Annotated in this window: 22 protein-coding genes and 1 riboswitch; of the genes, 21 read left to right on the top strand and 1 reads right to left on the bottom strand. The window is 31.2% G+C overall.

Annotated features, from left to right (window positions below; genetic code table 11):
- Positions 1-103: 103 nt before the first annotated feature.
- The gene (locus KQI41_RS17880; RefSeq protein WP_154441280.1) at positions 104-1,117 is read left to right on the top strand and encodes an ABC transporter ATP-binding protein; all 1,014 of its coding nucleotides are present in this window, start codon (positions 104-106) and stop codon (positions 1,115-1,117) included.
- A 27-nt stretch (positions 1,118-1,144) separates the two neighbouring features.
- Positions 1,145-1,696 carry a CD3072 family TudS-related putative desulfidase gene (locus KQI41_RS17875; RefSeq protein ID WP_154441278.1) on the top strand — a complete coding sequence of 184 codons (552 nt, stop codon included), beginning with the start codon at positions 1,145-1,147 and terminating at the stop codon, positions 1,694-1,696.
- 108 nt (positions 1,697-1,804) lie between these two features.
- Here KQI41_RS17875 and KQI41_RS17870 read toward each other — a convergent pair whose 3' ends face one another.
- Positions 1,805-2,239 (bottom strand): Dps family protein, encoded by a 435-nt coding sequence (locus KQI41_RS17870; RefSeq protein ID WP_154441276.1) that lies wholly within the window; start codon positions 2,237-2,239, stop codon positions 1,805-1,807.
- A gap of 116 nt (positions 2,240-2,355) precedes the next feature.
- Here KQI41_RS17870 and KQI41_RS17865 point away from each other — a divergent pair, with 116 nt between their 5' ends.
- From KQI41_RS17865 to KQI41_RS17775, 19 genes are all read left to right on the top strand, one after another.
- Positions 2,356-2,667 (top strand): winged helix-turn-helix transcriptional regulator, encoded by a 312-nt coding sequence (locus KQI41_RS17865; RefSeq protein WP_154441274.1) that lies wholly within the window; start codon positions 2,356-2,358, stop codon positions 2,665-2,667.
- A 127-nt stretch (positions 2,668-2,794) separates the two neighbouring features.
- Positions 2,795-2,978, top strand: a riboswitch (cobalamin riboswitch).
- A gap of 215 nt (positions 2,979-3,193) precedes the next feature.
- Entirely contained in the window at positions 3,194-4,237 is a 1,044-nt protein-coding gene (locus tag KQI41_RS17860) for an ABC transporter substrate-binding protein (protein WP_154441272.1), read from the top strand.
- Position 4,238: 1 nt separating this feature from the next.
- Entirely contained in the window at positions 4,239-5,237 is a 999-nt protein-coding gene (locus tag KQI41_RS17855) for a FecCD family ABC transporter permease (protein ID WP_154441270.1), read from the top strand.
- A 4-nt stretch (positions 5,238-5,241) separates the two neighbouring features.
- Positions 5,242-6,042, top strand: a complete 801-nt coding sequence (locus KQI41_RS17850; protein WP_154441268.1) for an ABC transporter ATP-binding protein — start codon at positions 5,242-5,244, stop codon at positions 6,040-6,042.
- Positions 6,043-6,054: 12 nt separating this feature from the next.
- On the top strand, positions 6,055-9,768 hold the full coding sequence (locus KQI41_RS17845; protein WP_216585877.1) for a cobaltochelatase subunit CobN: 3,714 nt from the start codon (positions 6,055-6,057) through the stop codon (positions 9,766-9,768).
- 13 nt (positions 9,769-9,781) lie between these two features.
- On the top strand, positions 9,782-10,813 hold the full coding sequence (locus tag KQI41_RS17840) for a magnesium chelatase ATPase subunit I (RefSeq protein ID WP_154441266.1): 1,032 nt from the start codon (positions 9,782-9,784) through the stop codon (positions 10,811-10,813).
- A 25-nt stretch (positions 10,814-10,838) separates the two neighbouring features.
- Positions 10,839-12,686 carry a magnesium chelatase subunit D family protein gene (locus KQI41_RS17835; RefSeq protein ID WP_154441264.1) on the top strand — a complete coding sequence of 616 codons (1,848 nt, stop codon included), beginning with the start codon at positions 10,839-10,841 and terminating at the stop codon, positions 12,684-12,686.
- An 18-nt stretch (positions 12,687-12,704) separates the two neighbouring features.
- Positions 12,705-13,271, top strand: coding sequence for a hypothetical protein (locus KQI41_RS17830; protein WP_154441262.1), 567 nt, complete (start codon positions 12,705-12,707; stop codon positions 13,269-13,271).
- Positions 13,272-13,438: 167 nt separating this feature from the next.
- A complete protein-coding gene (locus KQI41_RS17825) occupies positions 13,439-13,792 on the top strand; it encodes a DUF1622 domain-containing protein (RefSeq protein ID WP_154441260.1) in 354 nt (117 codons plus the stop codon).
- Positions 13,793-13,810: 18 nt separating this feature from the next.
- Positions 13,811-14,719: a nucleoside hydrolase gene (locus tag KQI41_RS17820; RefSeq protein WP_154441258.1), complete on the top strand. Its 909-nt coding sequence runs from the start codon at positions 13,811-13,813 to the stop codon at positions 14,717-14,719.
- 88 nt (positions 14,720-14,807) lie between these two features.
- Positions 14,808-16,583 carry an indolepyruvate ferredoxin oxidoreductase subunit alpha gene (gene iorA, locus KQI41_RS17815; protein ID WP_154441256.1) on the top strand — a complete coding sequence of 592 codons (1,776 nt, stop codon included), beginning with the start codon at positions 14,808-14,810 and terminating at the stop codon, positions 16,581-16,583.
- A 1-nt stretch (position 16,584) separates the two neighbouring features.
- Positions 16,585-17,151 carry an indolepyruvate oxidoreductase subunit beta gene (locus tag KQI41_RS17810; RefSeq protein WP_154441254.1) on the top strand — a complete coding sequence of 189 codons (567 nt, stop codon included), beginning with the start codon at positions 16,585-16,587 and terminating at the stop codon, positions 17,149-17,151.
- A gap of 247 nt (positions 17,152-17,398) precedes the next feature.
- A complete protein-coding gene (locus KQI41_RS17805; RefSeq protein ID WP_154441252.1) occupies positions 17,399-17,716 on the top strand; it encodes a hypothetical protein in 318 nt (105 codons plus the stop codon).
- A 10-nt stretch (positions 17,717-17,726) separates the two neighbouring features.
- Positions 17,727-18,788, top strand: coding sequence for a V-type ATPase subunit (locus tag KQI41_RS17800; protein ID WP_154441250.1), 1,062 nt, complete (start codon positions 17,727-17,729; stop codon positions 18,786-18,788).
- Positions 18,788-20,722 (top strand): V-type ATP synthase subunit I, encoded by a 1,935-nt coding sequence (locus KQI41_RS17795; RefSeq protein ID WP_154441248.1) that lies wholly within the window; start codon positions 18,788-18,790, stop codon positions 20,720-20,722. Before KQI41_RS17800 ends, KQI41_RS17795 begins: the two co-directional genes overlap by 1 nt.
- 14 nt (positions 20,723-20,736) lie before the next feature.
- Positions 20,737-21,159: an ATP synthase subunit C gene (locus KQI41_RS17790; protein WP_154441246.1), complete on the top strand. Its 423-nt coding sequence runs from the start codon at positions 20,737-20,739 to the stop codon at positions 21,157-21,159.
- Between the two features lies 1 nt (position 21,160).
- Complete coding sequence (locus KQI41_RS17785) at positions 21,161-21,466, top strand: V-type ATP synthase subunit F (protein WP_154441244.1); 306 nt, start codon at positions 21,161-21,163, stop codon at positions 21,464-21,466.
- A gap of 11 nt (positions 21,467-21,477) precedes the next feature.
- Complete coding sequence (locus KQI41_RS17780; protein ID WP_154441242.1) at positions 21,478-22,107, top strand: V-type ATP synthase subunit E; 630 nt, start codon at positions 21,478-21,480, stop codon at positions 22,105-22,107.
- Positions 22,100-23,872 (top strand): V-type ATP synthase subunit A, encoded by a 1,773-nt coding sequence (locus KQI41_RS17775; RefSeq protein ID WP_154441240.1) that lies wholly within the window; start codon positions 22,100-22,102, stop codon positions 23,870-23,872. Before KQI41_RS17780 ends, KQI41_RS17775 begins: the two co-directional genes overlap by 8 nt.
- Positions 23,873-23,878 lie beyond the last annotated feature (6 nt).

Raw genomic sequence — 23,878 nt, 5'->3', positions numbered from 1 at the left:
TATATTATAACAGTTAATCTAATTTCTAAGAAAAACATATTGGAAGTTAGATTAACTTTAATTTATTGTTTATAGATGATTTAATCAAATTAAGGAGATAAACATGTCATATATTGTTTTTGAAAATATAGAAAAATATTATGGTGAAAATCATGTACTTAAAAATACCAATCTTTCAATTCATAAGGGAGAATTTGTTACATTACTTGGCTCTTCAGGCTGTGGAAAAAGTACACTTCTTCGATGTCTTGCTGGATTAGAAGGGGTAACCAGTGGAAAGATATTTCTAGATGGAGAAGATATTACTTTTTGGAATCCTAAGAGCCGAAATATTGGGATGATATTCCAACAATATAGCCTTTTTCCTAATATGAATGTATATAATAATATTTCATTTGGACTTAGGATGAAGAAGGTTAAAAAAGACACTATTAATGGTCTTGTGAAAGATACTTTAAAAATAGTAGATCTCCAAGGTTATGAAAAGCGATATCCTTACCAGCTTTCAGGTGGCGAACAGCAGAGAGTGGCATTGGCAAGATGTATTGTTACTAAGCCCAAGGTATTACTACTAGATGAGCCCTTGAGTGCAGTAGATGCGAAGCTTCGAAAATCTTTACAAGCTAGGATAAAGGAAATACATAGAGAACTTAATATGACTTCTATATTTGTCACCCACGATCAAGATGAAGCAATGACTATGTCAGATACAATTCATATAATGAGAGATGGTATTATAGAACAATCAGGAACCCCTTTTGAAGTCTATAGTAATCCAAAAAGTATTTTTGCGGCAAGTTTTGTTGGAAATTACAATATATTGGAAAAAGATCAATTCTCAAAACTAATAAATCAAGAGTATTCAACTTATTCAAAAATTGTAATTAGGCCAGAGACTATTGAAATATCTCATGTTAAACTAGAATCTTGCAAAGATTCATATTCTGTTTCGGGTAAAATTATTGGTATACTCCCTCAAGGTAATATTATAAGATATACAGTTGATATCAATTCTGTTTCTTTAAAAGTGGATGTGCTCTTTAATGATTTGGAACTTTATGCTTTGGGACAAGAAGTATATTTAAAATTTAAGAAAAATCATTGTATTAATCTATAACTATGGAATAGTTAAGGAGGATGGAAATTGAAAAGGAATAAAAAGATAATATTAATTTGTCATTGTATCATTAATTCCAATTCTAAGGTTGAAGGTCTTAGTCAGTATGGGGGAATTTTTAAGGAATTTGTAAATCTTATTGCAGAGAAAGATATTGGTATTATTCAACTTCCTTGTCCAGAAATGATTGTATATGGAATAAAAAGATGGGGCCATGTAAAGGAGCAATTTGATACCTTATTTTATAGAGAACAATGTAGAGAAATGCTTAGACCAATAGTTCAACAGACTAAAAGTTATATTGATGCAGGATATGAGATTCTAGGAGTTGTGGGTATAGATGGAAGTCCAAGTTGTGGAGTTAATTATACTTGTTCTGGAGAATTCAGAGGAGAGATTTCGAATAATGATGAATTAGAAAGCATCCTTGAAACTTTAAAGGAAGTTAAAGGTTCTGGTATATTTATGGAAGAGTTAACAAATTATCTGAAAGAATCTGGAATAAAGATACCCTTTATAGCAATTAATGAAAATGATGTATATAGTTCTTTGGATAAAATAGCAGAATTTATAAACTAGAAAACAGTAATTCTCCTATTTATCAGTTGTTAGCTCGAGAATAAAAAAGGCTGTTTCATAACTGATAAACCAGTTATGAAACAGCCTCATTTTATATTATACTTATTTTTATTTTAATATAGAATTAATGAACCATATATTTTTACTATAATCAGCAACGTAGTCTTCAAATATGGCTACAGTTTCAAAGTCTCCTTCTTCATCAGCTATATTTCTGATTTCAGTTGCTAATATTTTCATTTTTTCTAAATCTGTTTTAACTATTTCTAATGATTCTTTAATTGCAAAATCTTTAGCCTTGATTTCTTCAATATCTGAATTATCTAGGTATTCAGCCATAGTTGATAATGGCATTATATCTTTCATCTTTAATAATTCTGCAACTTCGTCTAGATTTTCAAATAATTTGTCATATAGACCTTCAGTAAATTCGTGAACTTGAACAAATTGGTTACCTACAACATTCCAATGGATATTGTGGAATTTAATATTCAATACAGCCAAATTTGATAAATATTTTTGTAATAAATTTACATGTTTCATATAACCCCTCCTAAAAATTTTTAATTAACTATTAATTAGTATCTTTCTTTAATCTAATTATATGATAAAATAAGATAAACAAAAAGGCACAAATTTGTTCGTAAGGATGTGAAATTATGAAAAGCAAAATTTCTAATGGATTTGAAATTGTACATGATTTAATTAAACTAAGATGGATACCAGAAATTCTAAAGTCTATCCATCTTGGGAATGGACGGTATAAGGATATTTTAAATAGTATCCCATATATGAGTCATACAGAATTAAATAGGAAATTAACTATATTACTAGACAGAAAGGTTATAGAGAAAATAACCGATGGAAGTGATAACTACTATTCCTTGCAGAGCTTTGGCAAAGATTTAGTTCATATTTTTTATCACTTAGAAGATTTGGAGGATAAGTATTTTGAGCAAAAATCTGGATAAACAGGTATAATGAGTTGATTTCCTTGTATTAAACATTCATCAGGTCTTAAGTATTAATAAAAAGATAACAAACATATTTGCTGAAGCTTGTGTGGAATTTATTTATGTAGTATAATGTTGATTAAAATTGAATATAGGATAAATAGGTTTATAGAATTATTATTCTATTGTAATAGGGAAGTAGGGTGTAAATCCCTCACGGTCCCGCCGCTGTAAAAGAATAGTCTTTTCTAAATGCCACTGGGAAACTGGGAAGGCAGAAAAGATGATTAAGCTTGAGTCAGAATACCTTCCTATTTTATTAGCAGAATAACTCTACGGTAGATGGAGAAAGCTAGTTTTTAAGTAAATTGCTTTATTTGGCTATCCTTCTGATGATTATTTTCAGAAGGTTTTTTGATAGCAATTATTTTTGGATTTAAAACAACAAAAATGGTCTATATATAGGCTTACAAAACTCCAGCAATCGTAGAATTCTATGAATGTTGGAGTTTTTTATGTACCGTAAAAAGAAAGGGTGAAAAAGATGAAAAAGTATAAAAACATATTGTGGTTAATGATTTTGGCTGTAATAACCACTAGTATTTCAGGTTGTACCAAAACCACAGGAGTAGGTGGTTTAACCAATGTTCAGAATACAGAAAAGGTAGATGATACTCAGCTATCAATAACTGTAGAAGGAGACAAGTATCCCTTAACTGTAAAGGACTTTTTAAAAAAGGAAACTATTTTAAAAGAGAAACCAGAGAAGATAGCTGTATTGTCTGGTACTCCTTTAAACATTTGGTACGATTTAGGAGGCAAGTCTGTATGTACATCTGACGTATCAGACAATGTGAAACTTATACCAGAGTATAGAGAGGAAATACGAAATCTTCCAACTATAGGGCCTGTATATTCTATAGATATGGAGTCTGTAATACCTCATAAGCCAGATTTAATTATAGCTCAAGTTGGAACCCAATCAACTCAAGCAAAGAAGTTAAGAGAAATGGGTTTTAATGTAATCACTACTCATATAAGAGGATATGATGATGTGGTGTCTACATATAAGGCATTTGGAAAAATACTTGAGAAGGAAGAACTAGCTGAAACTAAAATAAAGGAACTGGAAAAACAGAAAAAAGAAATTGTATCAAAATTACCAGATGAATCTAAATCTGTAGTTATATTATATATAACTTCTAAAACACTTGCTGTAAAACTAGATAATAGTATAGCAGGAGATGTTGCTAAGATATTGAGACTTAAAAATATTGCATCTGATTTACCACCAGATACTATAGGATCAGAAACTACGCCATTGGATATAGAGTATATAGTGGAGAAAAATCCAGATTATGTTTTGGTTACCAGTATGATTTCCAGTAATGAAGAAGCTATAAAATCCATAGAGGAAGAATTTAACACAAATCCAGTATGGAGTGGGGTAAAAGCTGTACAGGAAGGTCGTGTTATTCATCTTCCACAGGAATACTTTTTGTATAATGCAGGGCCTTATTATAATGAAGCCATAGAATATATGGCTAAAAATATTTATCCAGAAATTTATGAAGAGGTGAATAAGTAGGATGAAAAGCGATATTTCCCTTAAAGACAATAAAGGTTTTAAAATAACCATTATTGCTATTTTAATAATACTGTTTTTTGTGGGTTTTATACTGGGAAATACTAAAGGCACTCTTGAAGTTGGGGCAAAACGTATATTTGAAGTTATTATGACAGATGACGGAAGTGCGGAAAGAATGGTAATTTGGAATATTAGATTGCCAAGAATGATATTAGCTGCTTTAGTAGGTGCAAACCTTGCTTTATCAGGTGCTATTTTACAAGGGGTTATGAAGAATCCTTTAGCAGATCCAAGTATTATTGGTATAAGTAGTGGTGCAGGGCTTTTTGGTATAGCAGTATTAGTTATCTTTCCTCAGCATGTTGGTTTAGTACCTATTGCCGCCTTTATAGGGGCTATGTTAGCAGCTTTTATAATATATATTTTATCTTGGAAGGGTGGAATACAAACTACAAGAATAATATTAGCAGGTGTAGCTGTATCGGCCTTATTCGGAGCAGGTATTTCAGGTATGCTAGTTTTCTATAGTGACCGTGTTCATGGAGCATTAACCTTTATGAATGGAAGTTTATCTTCAAGGTCTTGGCCAGAAGTATATACCATATTACCTTATACCATAATAGGAATTATTTTAGTAAATATATTTGCAGAGAAACTTAATATTTTAATATTAGGTGATGATGTTGCAAGGGGTTTAGGGTTAAATGTAGAGGCTGCAAGACTTGGATTTACTGTTCTCGCTGCTCTTCTAGCTGCTAGTGCAGTAAGTGTTGTAGGACTTTTAGGATTTGTTGGTCTTATAGTGCCTCACAGTATAAGACTAATAATGGGAAATGATTATAATTATATGTTTCCTGCAACAGCATTATTAGGCTCTATACTTCTAATGTTTAGTGATACCTTTGCAAGAACGTTTTTAAGTCCAACGGAGATACCAGTAGGTATTGTAATGGCAGTATTAGGAGCACCATTCTTTTTATTCTTGCTGAGGAGGGAGTAAATGGATGAATAATAATATTATACTAGAGATTAAAGATTTAAGTATAAGCTATAAAAACAAGAATGTTTTAAAAGAAATAAATCTAAAGATAGAAAAAGAAAAGGTTTATTCTATAATTGGACCAAATGGTTGTGGAAAAACTACCTTAATGCGTACCATAAGCAGAGGTATAAAGCCTAAACAGGGGAAGGTACTTTTATATGGAAATAATATATTCAATATGAAAAATAAACATGTAGCTAAAAAAATGTCTATACTAAATCAAGCTAATGATACCATAAGCGATGTAAATGTAAGGAAATTAGTTCAATATGGTCGTTATGCTCACAAGGATTGGTGGAAAGGTATAGATGATAATGATGATAAGATAGTGGAATGGGCCATGGAGAAAACTGGAGTTACTAGTCTTCAAAATAGAAGAATAGATACCCTTTCAGGAGGAGAAAAGCAAAGGGCATGGATAGCCATGTCTATTGCCCAAAAACCAGAAATTCTTCTATTGGATGAGCCTACAACTTATCTTGATATATGTCATCAGTTAGAAATTATGGAACTAATATCTAGACTAAATAAAGAAGAAGGTATAACCATAGTTATGGTACTACATGATATAAATCATGCGGCTAGATATTCAGATGAGCTTGTTGTAATAAATAATAAAAAAATACATAGTCAAGGGGATCCTTGGACTATATTAGAATCTAAAGTTTTGGAAGAAGTCTTTAAGATTGAATCTGAAATAACAAAAGATAAAGACACAGATAAACCAATATTTTATGCTAAAAAAGTAGTCTCTAATAGTTAGGAGGTTGTTAAGGTGAAGATTACATTTATAACTGTATCAGCCCCAGGAATTAAAAATTTAGTTGAGGCGGGAAAAGACATAAATCAAAGCTATTCTAAAATCCTCGATTTAAATATTTATTATGGAAAAGAAGAAATGTCAGATGAAAAAAGACAACAGATGATAGAAGACATTAAGGAAAGTAATATAGTATTTGTAGATTTAATGGGGAGTCCTTCAGCCATAGTGAAAGATGTATATATAGGTCTTGAACAATGTAATGGAAATATAATTCCATATGGAAGTTCTGCAAGGGAATATATGCGTCTTGGAAGTTTTACTATGGAAAGTATGAAAAGCAGTAACAAAAAAATGGATATGGCTGCCATTGAAAAAATGAGAAATGCAGCAGAGATGCTTGGAAAAGTAATGCCAGGCAAAATGAGAGATATGAGAAACTATTCTAATATAATGAAATATTTTAAGGTAGCAGATAAATCAAACATAAAGAATATGCTCTATCTTCTATTGAGGGATTATGGCAATATAAAGGAATTACCTAAGCCCCTTGAACCAAGGGAAGTGGATGAAGTCAGTATATGTAATCCAGAAAACTTGAAGTTTTATAAAGACTATGGAGATTATGAAAGAGATTTTCCCTTCGATAATGAAAAGCCTATAGTAGTCATGCTTTTTTATGGACATACATACCCTACAGATACATCTTCTTGCGTTGGACAGATTAAGGAGAGGATTGAGGAGTTTGCAAACGTTTTGCCTGTTGCGGTTTCAGGGGCCTTTGTAAAGAATGAGGAAAAAATTAGGGATATAATACTAAATTCCACTAAAAATCCTATAGATATTATATTGAACTTTATGTCCTTTAGACTTGGAGCAGGACCAATGGGGGGAGATTCTCAAGCAGGTATAAATCTATTGGAAGAAGTAGGTGCGCCATATTTTCATCCATATTTTATGTCAAGAAGAACTGTAAAAGAATGGGAAGAATCTACACAAGGATGTAGTACATCAGAAGTACTTATTTCTGTTATGTTGCCAGAACTAGATGGATGTATAGAAACTTATCCTATTGGAGCTATGACAGAACCAAAATATGATTCTGAATTTGACATTATGACTGATGAGCTTACTATTATAGAGGAAAGGGTAGATAAGCTAGTTTCCAGAATCAAGTCCTATATTCTTCTTAGGAAAAAGAAAAATGAAGAAAAAAAGGTAGCCATTATATGCTATAACTATCCTCCAGGAGAGAGTAATTTATTTGGAGGGGCATTTCTAGATACTTTTGCTTCAGTTGAAAATATCTTTAAAAATCTTAAAGATAATGGATATAATTTAAACGCTTTTACAAAAGAAGAGTTAATGGATAAATTTACTGCTGGTGGAATTGTAAACTCAGGAAAATACAGTGATGATTGGGATAATATAATAAAATATAAGGATATGGAGTATAAAAAGGAACTAGAGAAAAGTTTAGATGGTGAAGAAATAATAACAGCCTGGGGTCAAGTACCAGGGACTATAATGAGTACTGAAAATAATGAATTCTTGATTCCTGGCATAGTTGAGGGAAATATATTTTTAGGATTACAACCAACTAGAGGTATTCATGAAGATGTTGAGAAGGCTTATCATGATAAAACATTACCACCTCATCATCAATATTTAGCATTTTATAAATGGATTAAAGATGAGTTTAAGGCTGATGTAATTATTCATGTAGGAACTCATGGAACATTAGAGTTTTTAAAAGGTAAGGAATGTGGAATGAGTGGTAATTGCTATCCAGATAGACTTATATCAGATATTCCTCATATGTATCTATATTATTGTGGAAATCCAGCTGAAGGAACTATTGCTAAAAGACGTTCTCATGGAAATCTAATAGGATACCAGCCGCCAGTATTTATTCAGGGAGAGCTTTATGGAGATTTTTCAAAGCTAATGTCTATGATAGATAATTATCATCAATCTTTGTTATTAGCTCCTCAAACTAGTAAGGATATATTAGGAAATATATTGGAGTTAGCAGAAGAACTTAATCTTCCAAAAGATATTGTTGAAATAGAATCTGAATTATATAGAATGCAGAAAAGTCTTATACCAAAGGGACTTCATATATTTGGGAAGGGATATAACCAAGAAGAAGCAAGGGAATATGCCAAAGGGTTATTAAGATATAATAGAAATGGTATTTTTAGTGTTCGAGAATTAGTAGCAAAATCTAAAGGCTACAACTTAGATTTTCTTCTGGATAATAACAAATATGAGATTGTAAAGGATATAGATGAAGAAGCAGAAAAAATTATTGATTATTATTTTGAATATAAAAATATAGGCAATACTGAAATTTCACATTCAATAAACAAAGATGAGCTTAAAAAATCATTGGAATTTGGACTACAAGTTACCAATTCTTCACAGGAAAACCATGAAATTAAAGGTTTGCTACGAGTATTAGGAGGACATTATAATCCTGCAAAATTAGCAGGAGATATTTATAGACATCCTGAAATATTGCCTACTGGATATAATCTATATCAATTTGACCCAAGGCTTATACCTACTAAAACCGCTTATATAAGGGGAGAGAAGATTTGCTTAAATACCCTTGAATCCTATAAAGAAGAAGAAGGAGAATATCCATTATCTACGGCAGTTATATTATGGGGATTAGAAACATCAAGAACCCAAGGGGAGACGTTTTCACAGATATTAGCTTATTTAGGAGTTAAAGTTTCGGATAAAGGGAATATGTGGGAACCTAAATTTGATATTATTCCAATTGAAGAATTAGGCAGACCTAGAATAGATGTTACCATAAATATATGTGGATTTTTCAGGGATATGTTTCCAAACTTGATTACAAGCCTTAGTGAAATATTTGAAAAGATTTGGAATCTAGAGGAAACTGATGAAGAAAATTACTTTAAAAGAAACTCAAAAGAAATATATAAAAAACTTATAGATGAAGGTTATGATGAGAAAGAAGCAGAAGAACTGGCTATTTCTAGGATATTTGGACCTAAAGAAGGTGGTTATGGTACAGGAATAACGGGAATAATAGAAACCAAAAATTGGGAAGATGAAGAACAACTAGGCAAAGTATATATAAGCAGTTTGCAATATATATATAATGAAAAATCTCATGGTAAAAAAGTTGAGGGGCTTTATGAGGAAAACTTAAAATCTGTAGAAATTATTTCTCAAATAAGAAGTAATCATGAATATGAAATTACGGATTTGGACCATTACTATGAGTTCTTTGGAGGATTATCCAAGTCTGTTGAAATGGTAAAGGGGAAAAAGGCAAAAATGTATATAACCGACACAACAGGAGAAAGAGTAATCAGTGAAAGTGTAGAAAAGTCCATAGGCAGAGGTATAAGAACTAGGGTGCTTAATCCTAAATGGATAGATGGAATGTTAGAGCATAAATATCATGGTGTTCAAAAGATTGCAGATAGATTTGAGAATATAATGGGGCTTGCTGCTACTACAAATAGTGTAGAGGAGTGGATTTATGAAGATATGTATAACTCCTATGTTGAAGATGAGGAACTTAGAGAAAGACTTATTGAAAATAATTCTTATGCTTATATGGATATATTAGAGCAAATGACTGAGTATTATAACAGGGGCTATTGGGATGCAGATGAAGAAAAGATAAACAAAATTAAGGAATTGTATTTGAAACTTGAAGATAATATAGAAGAAAGTTTATAAGGAGTGTAAGAATATGGAGAATCATAGACTAATATATCCTTTTACCGCCATAGTAGGGCAAGAAGATATGAAAAAAGCATTAATATTAAATATTATAAACCCCAAGCTAAATGGTGTTTTAATAAGGGGAGAAAAAGGAACAGCAAAATCTACAGCAGTAAGGGCTTTAATAGATATTCTTCCAGTTAGGGAACAGGTTGTAGATTGTATTTTTTCTTGTGATCCAAGGGATTATAGTTCTTTATGTGAAAACTGCAAAAAGATACTTGAAGAAGATATAAAGATAAAAAAAGAAAAAATGCGAGTAATTAATTTACCTGTAGGTGCTACAGAAGATAGAGTAGTTGGAACTTTAGATATAGAATATGCAATAAAATCTGGAGAGAAGAAATTTGAACCTGGAATATTGGCAGAAGCGAATAGAAATATTTTATATGTAGATGAAGTGAATCTTTTAGATGACCATGTAGTAGATGTATTATTAGATGCTGCTGCCATGGGAGTTAATTCGATTGAGAGAGAGGGAATATCTTATACCCATCCATCAAAATTTGTTTTAATAGGCACTATGAACCCAGAAGAGGGAGATTTGCGTCCCCAATTAATAGATAGATTTGGATTAGTTGTAGATGTATATGGTGAAAGATGTCAGGATTCAAGAGTTGAAGTAATTAAGAGAAGGTTAGGCTTTGAAGATAACCCTCATAAGTTTATAAAAGAGTATGAGAATCAGCAGAAGAATTTAGCAGAAAGAATAGAACAGGCAAAGGACTTATTGGATAAAGTAGAGTATTCAGAAGAATGTTTAAGACTAGCAGCAGAAATAGCCATAAAAATTGGTGTAGATGGACATAGGGCAGATATAACTTTCATAAAAACAGCAGTAACCCATGCTGCCTATAGGGGAGAAATAAAAGTAAATAAAGAGGACCTTATTGCAGCAGCTAAATTGTCTCTCCCCCATAGAATGAGAAGACAACCTTTTGAAGAAGGAGTCATTGATTTTCAACAAATCAATGAACTTATTGAAAGAACAATAATGTAAATATAGAAAGGTTTGTGATTTAACTATGTTTAATAATTGTTTTCCTTTTTCAGCTGTATTAGGACAGGAAAAAATTAAAATGGCTCTAATATTAAATATGATTAACCCCTATATAGGAGGAGTTCTTATAAGTGGAGAAAAGGGAACTGCTAAAACTACATTAGTAAGAGGAGTCTCAAATGTGATTGATTACATGAATGTAGTGGAATTACCTCTAAATATTACTGATGATAGACTTATAGGCAGTATTGATATAAAAAAAGCCATAGTAAATGGAGAGAAAACCTTTGAAGAAGGAATTTTATATAAAGCACATAATCAAATTTTATATGTTGATGAAGTAAATTTATTAAGTGAACATATAGTAAATATACTTTTAGAGGTATTATCTACAGGCACCAATATAGTAGAGAGAGAAGGTATATCTTATAGGCATCCATCCAGATTTATATTAATAGGTTCTATGAATCCAGAAGAAGGTATTTTAAGACCCCAGCTATTGGACAAGTTTGGACTATATGCGGAAGCTAAAGGAGAAATAGATTTAAATAATCGTATAGAAATAATTAAAAGATATATTGAATATGAAAATAATCCTTCGGAGTTTCTATTAAAATGGAAGGAAGAAAATGAAAAAATAGGGAGTTTAATAGATAAAGGCAGAGCAATAATCAAAAATATAAAAATAAAAGATGAGGATTATTATTTTGCAGTAGATTTATGTAAAAATGGTAACTGTTCAGGAAATAGGGCGGAAATAATATTAATTGAAACAGCCAAAGCTATTGCTGCCTTTAATCAAAGAGAGTATATAACTGAAAATGATATTAAAATTGCAGCAACTTATGTATTACCTCATAGAATAAGAGAGTCCATAACATTTGAAGAACTAGAGGAACCTTTAGATAAAGATGCACTGGAAGATAATGCTTGTAATGGGGATTATGAGTCTATAGATAGTCATGATTTAGATAGACCAAAGGAAGATATAGAAACAGATACAAAAGAAGATGATATAAAGGAAAATATAGAAGATATAGTTCCATATAATAATGAAATATCCATAAATATGGATTTTAGAAAAATGACCAGTAATCAAGGTTCAGGAAAACGAACTAAAGTAAAAGCAAATAGCAGCAAGGGAAGATATGTAAGATGTAAAATTCCAAGGGGAAAGGTAAAAGATATAGCCTTTGATGCTACTTTTAGAATAGCTGCTTGTAATCAAAAAAATAGAAATAAAAATGGACTAGCTGTATGTATAAAGCCTCAAGATATAAGGGAGAAGGTTAGAGAAAAACATACAGGAGCCACCATTTTATTTGCAGTAGATGCAAGTGGTTCCATGGGAGCCAAAAGAAGAATGGGGGCAGTAAAAGGAGCAGTACTCTCATTGTTAAGAGACGCATATCAAAAAAGAGATAGTATTGGTATAGTGGCATTTAGAAAGGACAAGGCAGAGATATTATTAAATATTACGAGAAGTGTAGATTTAGCAGAAAAGTATCTTAGAAAATTACCTACTGGTGGAAAAACACCATTAGCTGCTGGACTCTATACTTCCTATCAAGTTCTAAAAGCAGATAAAATAAAAAATCCAGATTCATTACAATATTTGGTGGTAATTTCCGATGGGAAAGCAAACGTTTCCTTAGAGACAGAAAATCCACTGGAGGATGCTTTTAATTTAGGTATGAAAATCAGAAATGAAGGAATAAAAACCATGGTAATTGATACAGAAAAAAATTATATAGAATATGGATTTGCAAAGGAACTAGCTGAAAAGATGGATAGTGAATATATAAAGATTAATCAAATATCTAAAAGTGATATTGAGACAAGTATAAAAAACTTGCTGAATATAAATCAATAATAAAAGGAGAGAGTTTATATGAAAAAAATAGTATCATTATTGTTAGTACTTATGTTAACAATGGCAGTAGTAGGTGGATGTTCGCCGAAGAACAACAATGTAGAAGAGAGTTTACAAACAAACAATGTTGAAAATGAAAATCAAAATGAAAACCAAGATGTATCAAAATTTGAAGAAAAAGATGGACTTTTAGTATATACTGATGTGGAGAATGGACCCTTTGATGAATCAGGATTAAAAATATCAATTAAAGAAGGCGAAGATGGTTATGTTGAATTTATAAAGACTGATTTGGAAGGAAATGAGACTGTAGATTATTATAAATTTGATTATGCAACTAATACTATGGAAAAATACTACTATGTTTCAGCAATGGGAACAGCATTTTATTACTATTACGATTTAGAGGAAGGGCAATTGGTAAAGGTTGAGGATGGAGATCATAATGACAGTACTGAAGGTATGAAGTCATCTGGAAGATGGGACAGTGCTGCTGAAAAAACAGATGAAGAGGTAAAGTTATTAGAGGATTATTTTAAAGAACAATATAGTATGACAATTAAAGAATCAGTTTTAGGAAAATAGACAATAAATATTAAAAAATACCTTTAGTCCATGATTTAAATTTGGACTAAAGGTATTTTTAGTATGTAGATTGGCATAAATTATATACTAACATAATATATTGATTTATGTTAAAATATAGGGGTAATGTATTATCCCCTGATATTATACAAAAGAGGAGAGAAATTATGATAATTGAGGAATTTTTAGAGCTTATAATACCATATATTACTGGCTCCCTAGAGGCTATTGGTGTAGCAATTATTACAATAGCAGCTTTAAGGGGAATTTTTCAGTTTATAAAAAATGGGTTTGATTTTAGGGATGATAAGGTGGCCATTGACTTTGCTAAAGCAATGTCACTTAGTTTAGAATTTAAATTAGCGGCGGAAATTATAAAAACAGTAATCATAAGAACAATAGACGAATTTATTATACTTGCAGCAGTAGCAATACTTAGGGTAGTTTTAACCTTTGTACTGCATTGGGAATTGAAAAACGGAACAAAGAATATGGAATTACCAGAAGAAAAATCTATTTAAGTTATCTGGGGGGATAATATGAAAAGACCAATTATTATAGACTGCGATCCAGGATTAGATGACGCAGTGGCTTTAATACTTGCTCATAAGGTGGAGGATATTGATGTATTAGGGTTAACAACTATAGTTGGAAATGCCAGTGTAGAAAACACAAGTAGAAATGCCTTAAATATATTGGATACTATTGGATGGAATATACCAGTCATAAAAGGAGCTGACCAGCCTATAGGCAGAGAGAGGAAACTACCCAATAAAAGAAAGGGACTAGGTCATGTAGTATTACAGGAATCTGAAAGAGAACTTTATAATATAAATGCAGTAGATTTTATATACAATGAAGCTATAAAGCATAATGGACAGTTAGAAATCTTAGCTATAGGACCTATGACTAACATTGCAAATACTCTACTAAAGTATCCAGATATAAAAAAACTAATAAAAGCCATAACATTTATGGGTGGAGCTACAGGAACAGGAAATATTACACCATGGGCTGAATTTAATATGTATGTAGACCCTCATGCTGCAGATATAGTATTTAAATCTTCCATACCTTTAACTATGGTAGCATTAGATGTAACCAAAAGGGCATTTTTAACCTTAGAAGATACAGATTATTTTTTATCTTGTAATAATATCCATAGTAGGTTATTTGCAGATATTCTCCTTGCAATCCATAAGAGAGAGTGTTTATGGAGAGAAGATGCAATTGAAATCCATGATGCAGTGGCTTTTATTGCTATGATTTTGCCAGAAATAATTAAAAAGAAGAAGTTTCATGTATCAATAGAAACCAATAATAAAGGGTCATTAGGATCTATACTTTTAGATTATAGAAATATTCCAGAATCAGACAAGAATATGGATATATCAGTAGATATAGATGTGGAAAAGTTTAAATCTTCCCTTAAGAAATTGGTCTGTTAAATTTTCAATTTAAATTTTCAAATTTTATTACAAATTAGAACACTTTTGATATAATAGTATAAACACCATAAAAAGTAGGAGGGATTCTATGAAAAAGCTTTTAACAGGAAATGAAGCTATTGCAAGAGGAGCCTATGAGGCAGGATGTTTAGTTGCAGCAGCTTATCCTGGAACACCAAGTACTGAAATACTTGAAAATATTTCTACATATGAGGAAATATATTCAGAGTGGTCTACAAATGAGAAGGTAGCTTTAGAAGTTGGAGCAGGTGCATCTATAGCAGGAGCTAGGTCCTTAGTTTCTATGAAGCACGTGGGACTAAATGTAGCAGCAGATCCATTGTTCACCATAGCTTATGAAGGAGTAAACGGAGGACTTATAGTTATAACTGCTGATGAGCCAGGTATGCATAGTTCACAAAATGAACAGGACAATAGACTGTTTGCACCTCATGCAAAAGTGGCTATGGTAGAACCATCAGATAGTCAGGAATGTAAAGATTTTATAAAGCATGCTTTTGAAATCTCTGAAACCTATGATACCCCAGTATTGTTTAAGGTAACTACTAGAGTTTGCCATAGTAAAGGTGTAGTTGAATTAGGAGAAAGAACTGAAGTGGGAATTAAAGAATATGTAAAGGACCCTAAAAAGTATATAATGGTTCCAGCAAATTCTAAAGCTAAACATATAGAAATAGAAACAGATAGGCTTCCAAGACTTAGGGAGTATTCAAATAATAGTCCATTAAATAGAATTGAATGGAATGATAAAAAAATAGGAATTATTACATCAGGTGCATCTTATCTTCATGCAAAGGAAGTATTTGGAGACACAGTATCATACTTAAAAGTAGGCTTTAGCTATCCATTGCCAGATAAATTATTTAAAGAATTTAGCGATGGAGTAGACAAGCTTTATATAATAGAAGAAAATGAACCATATATGGAACAATTTATTAAAGCTATGGGAATAGAATGTATAGGTAAAGAAATATTCTCAGTTTGCGGAGAAATAAATCCACAAATCATAAGAGAAGCAATTCTTGGTGAAAAAGTAGAAGAAACATATAACCTAGATTTAGAAGTATCATCAAGACCACCAGCATTATGTGCAGGATGTCCACATAGAGGAATATTCTATGCTTTATCTAAACATAAAAATAAAGTAGTAGTTACCTCAGATATAGGCTGCTATACTCTAGGCGCTATGCCACCATTAGGTATGGGAGATACTGTTATTTGTATGGGTGCTGGAATTACGGCAGGTATTGGATTTGACAAAGTTAATCAGATGGCAGATAGAGGTAAGAAAGTATTTGGATTTGTAGGAGATTCTACGTTCTTCCATTCTGGTATGACCGGATTAGTTAATGCAGTATATAATAAGAGCAATATGGTAGTAGTAATTCTAGATAATAGAATAACAGCCATGACAGGACATCAAGAAAACCCAGGTACTGGTAAAAGTATATCTGGTGTAGAAGCGCCAATGATTGATATAGAAGGCTTAGTTAAAGCTATAGGTGTAAAAGAGGAAAATATAAGAGTAGTAGATCCATATAAAATGGATGAAAATACTAATGCAGTAAAAGATGCCTTAGAAGCAACAGAGCCTTTTGTAATTATTACAAAACAGCCTTGTGCACTTATTAAAGATGTACAAAAAAGAAGAGCAGGATTACATTGTCAAGTCAATCAAGACAAATGTAGAAAGTGTAAGACTTGTTTAAGAATAGGTTGTCCTGCAATATCCATGAAGGATAATGTAGTAAGTATGGATACTTCCATGTGTAATGGTTGTACAGTATGTCTACAAGTCTGTCCATTTAATGCTATAGAATCTTTTGGAAAAGAGGTGGAGTAAGTTGACTAAGTCTTTACTTTTAGTAGGTGTAGGTGGTCAAGGTACAATTTTAGTATCTAAAATATTATCAGAAGGATTATTGGAAGAAGGATATGATGTAAAAATGTCTGAAATCCATGGAATGGCCCAAAGAGGTGGTAGTGTTACTACTCAGATTAGATTTGGTGATAAAGTATATTCACCAACTATAAATAAAGGAGAAGCAGATGTATTAGTTTCTTTTGAGAAATTAGAAGGGGCAAGATATGTATCCCAACTTAAGAAAGATGGCACACTTATAGTAAATGAAGAAGAAATGTGGCCACTTCCAGTTTTAGCAGGAATGGAGAAGTATCCTGAAGGAATAATGGAAGAATTAAGAGATAAAATTGACAATGTAATATCAATAAATGCAAGAAATATAGCAGAAGAACTTGGAGAACCAAGGTGTCAAAATATAGTAATGCTAGGATTAATAGTTAAAGCTTTAGGACTAGAAAATATTGATTGGAAAGAAAAAATAAAAAAATTCCTTCCAGAAAGAGTCCATGATGTGAATTTAAGGGCATTCGAGAGAGGTATAAACTAATATAAAAAAAGACTGTAGTATTTTTCAAAAATACTACAGTCTTTTTTTATATTTATTAAGTTTTTGTAATAAATACAAAAACCTAGTAAAAGAAAGAATAAGTTAGATTTATAAAGAAAAGAGAAGATAGTATAAAAATTATTATAGAAAACCTATTTATATTAATTTATCGAGTATAAAGAAGGTATTATCATGGTTTACATAACAGATAATAGGAGTATAATGAGTTAGTCAAGGAGTGATTTATATGGATGAAATTGTTAAAAAAGTTATTAGTATTGATAAAGATACTACAAGTATGAAACAAAGAACCGAAGAAATTATAAATCAAAGAGAAAGTCAGCTAAAAGAAAGTCTCCAGGAATTAGAAAGGAGATTTATGGAAGAAGGAAAGAAAGAGGGGGAGGAGATATATATAAAAATCATCAAAGATGGTGAAGAAGAAATAAAAAGGTTAGAATCTAAAGATAGCAAAATTTTAGAGGATATTGAAAACTTCTATAAGGAAAAAAAGAAAAGATTAATTGAAGATTTATGGATTGATCTATTTAAGGCAGAAGAATAGAGGGATATTTATGGGGAGTGAAAGAGTTTTTGCAGCCATAAACACTAAAATTAGAGTTCTAAAGGCTAAATTATTGGATAAAGAAGATTATATTAGTTTAATGGAAAAGGAAACCATAGAAGAACAAGTTTTATATCTAAAGGAGAATACTAGTTATAAAGAAGCTTTAAAAGATATAGAGGATTTAGAGGATATTAAACAAATAGAAATAGAGCTTGAAAGAAATCTAATCCATGAGTTTGAAAGGATAATAAAATATTTTACTGGTGGATATAGGGATTTATTTAAGGCCCTGATTCTTAGATATGAAATTGAGGATTTAAAACTATATTTAAGGGCATTTGGTAGAGATGAAGGTAAGATAAAGACGAAAATTAATCATTTAAGCCTTTTAAGTGAAAAGGATTATAGTTTTGATCCCAGTGAATTGAAGAATGCCTCTAACTTAGAGGAATTAGTGGAAAACCTGAAGGGGACTATCTATTATAATTCTTTAAGTCCATATAAAAAGGAAGATCCTCAAAAGATTATCTTTTATATGGAAATGAATTTAGATAGGCTATATTTTAATCTTTTACGTAATAGCTCTAAGAACTTAAATAAAGAAGATAGATTGATTTTTGAAGAAATTCTTGGAAGAAATGAAGATCTATTAAATATTGAATGGATATATAGGGGACTTAAATTTTATAATTTAATCCCAGAAGAATTAATAAACTACACATTACCTTACGGATATGAATTAAATTATAAGAATTTAAGGAAAATGTGTTATTCAAATATATCTGGACTTGAAGAAATGGTTTTATCTACCTCCTATGGTTTCTTATTTGATACTGAAAAAGATGTAGATTTATATATGGAAAGAAGAATTCAGAGATATATTTATTATAGGTTTTTAAGTGCATTTAAAAAAGCAAAGTTTGATATAACTCTGCCCTTCGCATATTTTCATCTTTTAGAGTATGAAATAAGAGATATTGTTTCTATACTAGAAGCTAAAAAATATGGTCTAAAAAAAGAAGAAATGAAGGAGTATTTAGTAAGGAAAATTGAAGGAAGTGATAAATAATGGCTGTTGAAAAGATGACCATGGTTAATGTCATTGGAAATATCTCTGATGCAGATAATGTTCTAAAGGATATAATTTTGTCTGGGAAGGTAGAATTAGTATCTGCATTATCTCAAATTGAAGACAATAGTTTTGTTTTTAAGGTAGAAGATGAAAACTTAGAAAAAGTAATAGATTTAAACTATATATCATCCTTTCAGAAAGATAAGTCTCACGAAGGAATTATCAAAAAAGGAGAAGAATTAAAGGAAATCTTCCATATTGAATCAAATATGGAGCCTGATTTAAAAGAAAATGTAGATATACCTAGTATTTCTAAGGAATTAGAAAAAATATATAATGAAGTGAAAGCACCTAATGAAGAACTAAAGAAATCTCGAGAATCATTAGAAAAAATAGAAGAATTTTATAGAAGTTTTTCACAAATAAAGGATTTTCAGATACCAATAGAGGAATTAAAAAATCTTTCATACTTTGATTTTAGAATTGGAGTTTTATCTAAAGAGGATAGATTAAAACTTAAAAAGAATTATGAGAATATATTAGCAACAATTCTTCATACAGGAACAAGTAAATATGGAGAAACTTATTTAGTAATGTATCCATCAACAATAAGAGAAGAAATGAATAGGATTTTAAGGTCTTTAAACTTCAGTGAGATTTCAATACCTGAGGAATATAAAGGTACTCCAAAGGATATGATGGAAGTTTTAGAATCTAAGAAGAATGAGCTAATAAAAAATATAAAATTATTAGAACAACATTTAAATGATTTGGAGAATGAATATAAAGATAGGATTGTGAAAATAGTAAATCATTTAAATGTAAAAGGAAAAATCGAAGATATTAAAGAGAAATTAGCCAGGTCCAATAGATTTTTTTATTTATCAGGCTGGGTAGCTAAAAAGGATAAGAAAAAGATAGAGGGAATATTAAAGGATTATAAAGACATCCTTATAATGTTTAAAGATGACCTGGATATTACACCTCCCACTAAATTAAGAAACTTTTGGCTTTTTCGACCATTTGAATCATTAGTTAAAATGTATGGTATGCCGTCTTATAATGAATTAGACCCTACTCCATTTTTATCTATATCTTATATGCTGCTATTTGGTTCAATGTTTGGAGATTTAGGTCAAGGGTTCATATTATTACTAGGTGGATTGATTTTATCCAGAAAAAATAAGATGTTCGGTGGTTTGTTAGGAAGATTAGGTGTTAGTTCCATGATATTTGGAGGATTATATGGGGCTGTATTTGGATTTGAACATCTTTTGCCTGCCATTTTAATTAAACCCTTTGAAAATATAAATACAGTATTGGTATCAGCAGTATTTATAGGTATAGGGCTTATTCTTATGGCTTATATCTATGGAATGATAAATAGTATAAAGAGAAAAGACGTAGAAGAGGGACTATTTGGAAAAGAAGGTTTGGCAGGATTTTTATTTTATTTATGTCTGCTTATATTAGTGGGTGGGAAACTTTTAAATAAGCCAATATTATCAATGGAAATAGGCATAGGTATCATTGTCATTTGTATATTGGTAATGATATTCAAACAGCCACTTACTCATTTTATAATGAATAAACGTCCTCTCCATGGAGAAGATGTAACTGGATATTATATAGAGTCTGTATTCTCAATTATAGAGACACTTTTAAGTATGTTAAGTGGTACAGTTTCTTTCATAAGGGTAGGAGCCTTTGCTTTAACTCACGTAGGTTTATTTATAGCCTTTGAAACCATAGGAAAAATGATAGGAACTACAACAGGAAATATTATAGTTCTTATTATAGGAAATATTGTAATCATCGGTATGGAAGGTCTTATAGTGTTTATCCAGGGTTTGAGACTTCAATATTATGAGTTATTCAGTAGATATTATAAAGGTGAAGGAACAGAATTTGACCCTGTAAATATTAAATAATAGGAGGAATTTAAATGCAATTTATATTAATATCAACAACTTTAATGGTTCTAATGACAATAGGAACTGGGATTTTTATGATTTACAACAATATGGAAGGTAACAAGAAGAAATTAAAGAAGATTTTAAGAGCTAACTTATTCGTATTTTTACCACTACTTGCAGCAGCTGTAATAACTTTAGTACCAGGAGCAATTAATGCAGAAACAACATCAAGTGCATCCCCTTCAGGTATGGGATTTATTGCAGCAGCTTTATCTACAGGTTTAGCAACTATAGGTGCAGGATATGCAGTTGCTGTAGTAGGTGCTTCAGCCTTAGGAGCTGTATCAGAGGATTCAAGTATACTAGGTAAGACGCTTATTTTCGTAGGTCTTGCAGAAGGTATTGCTATTTACGGACTTATAGTATCTATCTTGATTTTAGGAAGGTTATAATATGAAATCCTTCTTAATCAGCCATAATGAGGATGCCATAATAGGACTTAGGCTTGCAGGAATAGAAGGAGTTTTAGCAAAGGATAAAGAAGAAACACAAAAATATTTTGAAGAAGCTGTAGGGAATCCAGAAATTGGAATAATCATAATAACAGAAAAGATATTTGAAGAAATAGAAGAACAGGTATTGGAACTAAAAAAAACCTTTGATTCTAAGCTTATAACTACTATTCCAGATAGAACTGGTCTAAGGGACAAAAACTTTATTATGAGATATGTAAAGGAATCCATAGGTATAAAAATTTAGGTGGTGAAACGATGATTACTATTGATAATAAGTTAGATATTTTCTATAGATTAGTTTATAAAGATGAAGAAGAAAAATGTAAAAAACTTTTAGAAGAACAAGAGGAGAGAAATAAAAAGATATTAGAAGAAAAGACATCTAACCTTACAAAGGCTAAAGAGGATTTAATAGAGAGAAAAAGGAATATAGCTGAAATTGCAAAGAATGAAATGATTTCTAAAGCCATTGAAAATAATAGAGAAAGAATACTTTCAAAAAGAGAAGAGCTTTTAGTAGATTTAGTTGAGGCTTTAGAAGAAAAGTCAAGGGAATTTACTAAAACTAAGGCTTATGAAAGCTATGTTTTAAGTAAAATCAAGAATTTAATTGATGAAATAGAGGAAGATAGTATCATTATAGGATTAATGGAAGAAGACATAGAAAAACTTCAAGGTGCTATTGTAAAACTGGGCAAAGAAAACAATAAGGATATATCCTGTAATGTGGTTAAAAGGGATTTAATTGGTGGATTTATATTGTCAGACAAAAACAGGACTTATAATTTGGATAATAGCTTCAAAACCATTATATCTGCAAATAGATATGAAATTGGTAAAAAATTATATGGTTCTTTAGAAAAGACAGGTGATTTAAATGGATAATTTAATAGGTAAAATCTCTATGATAAATGGTCCTGTAATACTTGGAGAAGAAATGACTGGATTTAAAATGAGAGAGATGGTATTGGTAGGGGAGAAAAAACTTATTGGTGAAATTATATCCATAGATGGAGAATATGGTACAGTTCAAGTATATGAAGAAACAGAAGGTTTAAAAAGAGGAGAAAAGATAGTTTCAACTGGAAAACCTCTATCTCTGAAATTAGGACCAGGTATGCTTGGTAATATGTTTGATGGTATACAAAGACCACTGAAAAAAATAAGAGATGATTTTGGCAGCTTTATTCCAGAAGGTATAGGTCTTATATCCATAGATGAAGAGAAATTATGGGAAGTAAGTATAAATGTAAAGCTAGGAGATTATCTTAAAGAAGGAGAAATCTTTGGTACAGTACAGGAAACATCTTTAATTAACCACAAGCTTTTAGTTCCTGTAGGATTAGAGGGTAGAGTAATTACAGTAATAAAAAATGGAAAATATAATATTGAAGAAAAATTAGTTGAATTAGAAGATAGAGAAGGAAATAAACATTCACTTAAAATGTATCAGGAGTGGCCTGTTAGGATTTCAAGACCAACTAAAGAAAGACTGCCTATAACTAAACTTTTAGCCACAGGCCAAAGGGTACTAGACATTTTCTTTCCCATAGCCAAAGGTGGAACCGCAGCAATTCCTGGCGGATTTGGTACAGGAAAGACCATGACTCAGCACCAATTAGCAAAATGGTCCGATGCAGATATTATAATCTATATCGGCTGCGGTGAAAGAGGAAATGAAATGACAGAAGTACTAGAGGATTTCCCAGAATTAATAGACCCTAAAACTGGAAAAGCCATAATGGAAAGAACTGTTCTTATAGCCAATACATCTAATATGCCAGTAGCCGCAAGGGAAGCAAGTATTTATACAGGAATCACCATGGCAGAATACTTTAGAGATATGGGATACCATGTGGCAATAATGGCAGACTCCACCTCCCGTTGGGCAGAAGCTCTCCGTGAAATATCAGGAAGACTAGAGGAGATGCCAGCAGAAGAAGGTTATCCAGCATATTTGCCTTCTAGACTTGCTCAATTCTATGAAAGAGCAGGATATGTAAAATCTCTTTCAGGTAATGAAGGTTCTGTAACTATTATAGGTGCTGTGTCTCCAGCAGGAGGGGATTTCTCTGAACCAGTTACAGAAAACACCAAAAGGTTCGTAAATGTATTTTTAGGACTAGACAGAGAATTAGCTTACTCAAGACATTACCCAGCTATAAACTGGTTAAATAGTTATAGTGGATATATGGAAATGTTAAAGAACTATTATGAAATGGAATTAAATGAAGAAGTAGAAGGGCTTCGTGGAAAGATGTTGAGACTTTTATTTGAGGAAAGCAGACTTCTTGAAATAGTTCTTTTAGTTGGTGAAGATGTATTGCCTGATGATCAAAGATTAATTCTTGAAATTGCAAGGGTTATAAAGATTGGATTTTTACAGCAAAATGCTTTTCACAAGGAAGATACCTATGTACCTTTAAGGAAACAACTAGAAATGTTAAAGACCATAGATTTACTGTATGAAAGAGGGTTACAATCTGTAAAGAAAAATATTCCTATTTCTAAAGTAAGGAATGGAGAACTTTATGATGAAGTTATTAAGATGAAATACTCTATACCTAACGACAATATAGAAAAGATAGAAGAACTAAAAAATATGATTAATGATTTTTACAATAAATTAGAATTAGATTATTCTAAATAGTAGGTG

It is taken from the genome of Tissierella pigra, from assembly GCF_018917845.1.
Lineage (GTDB): Bacteria > Bacillota > Clostridia > Tissierellales > Tissierellaceae > Tissierella > Tissierella pigra.
This window is presented reverse-complemented; position numbering and strand designations above follow the sequence as displayed.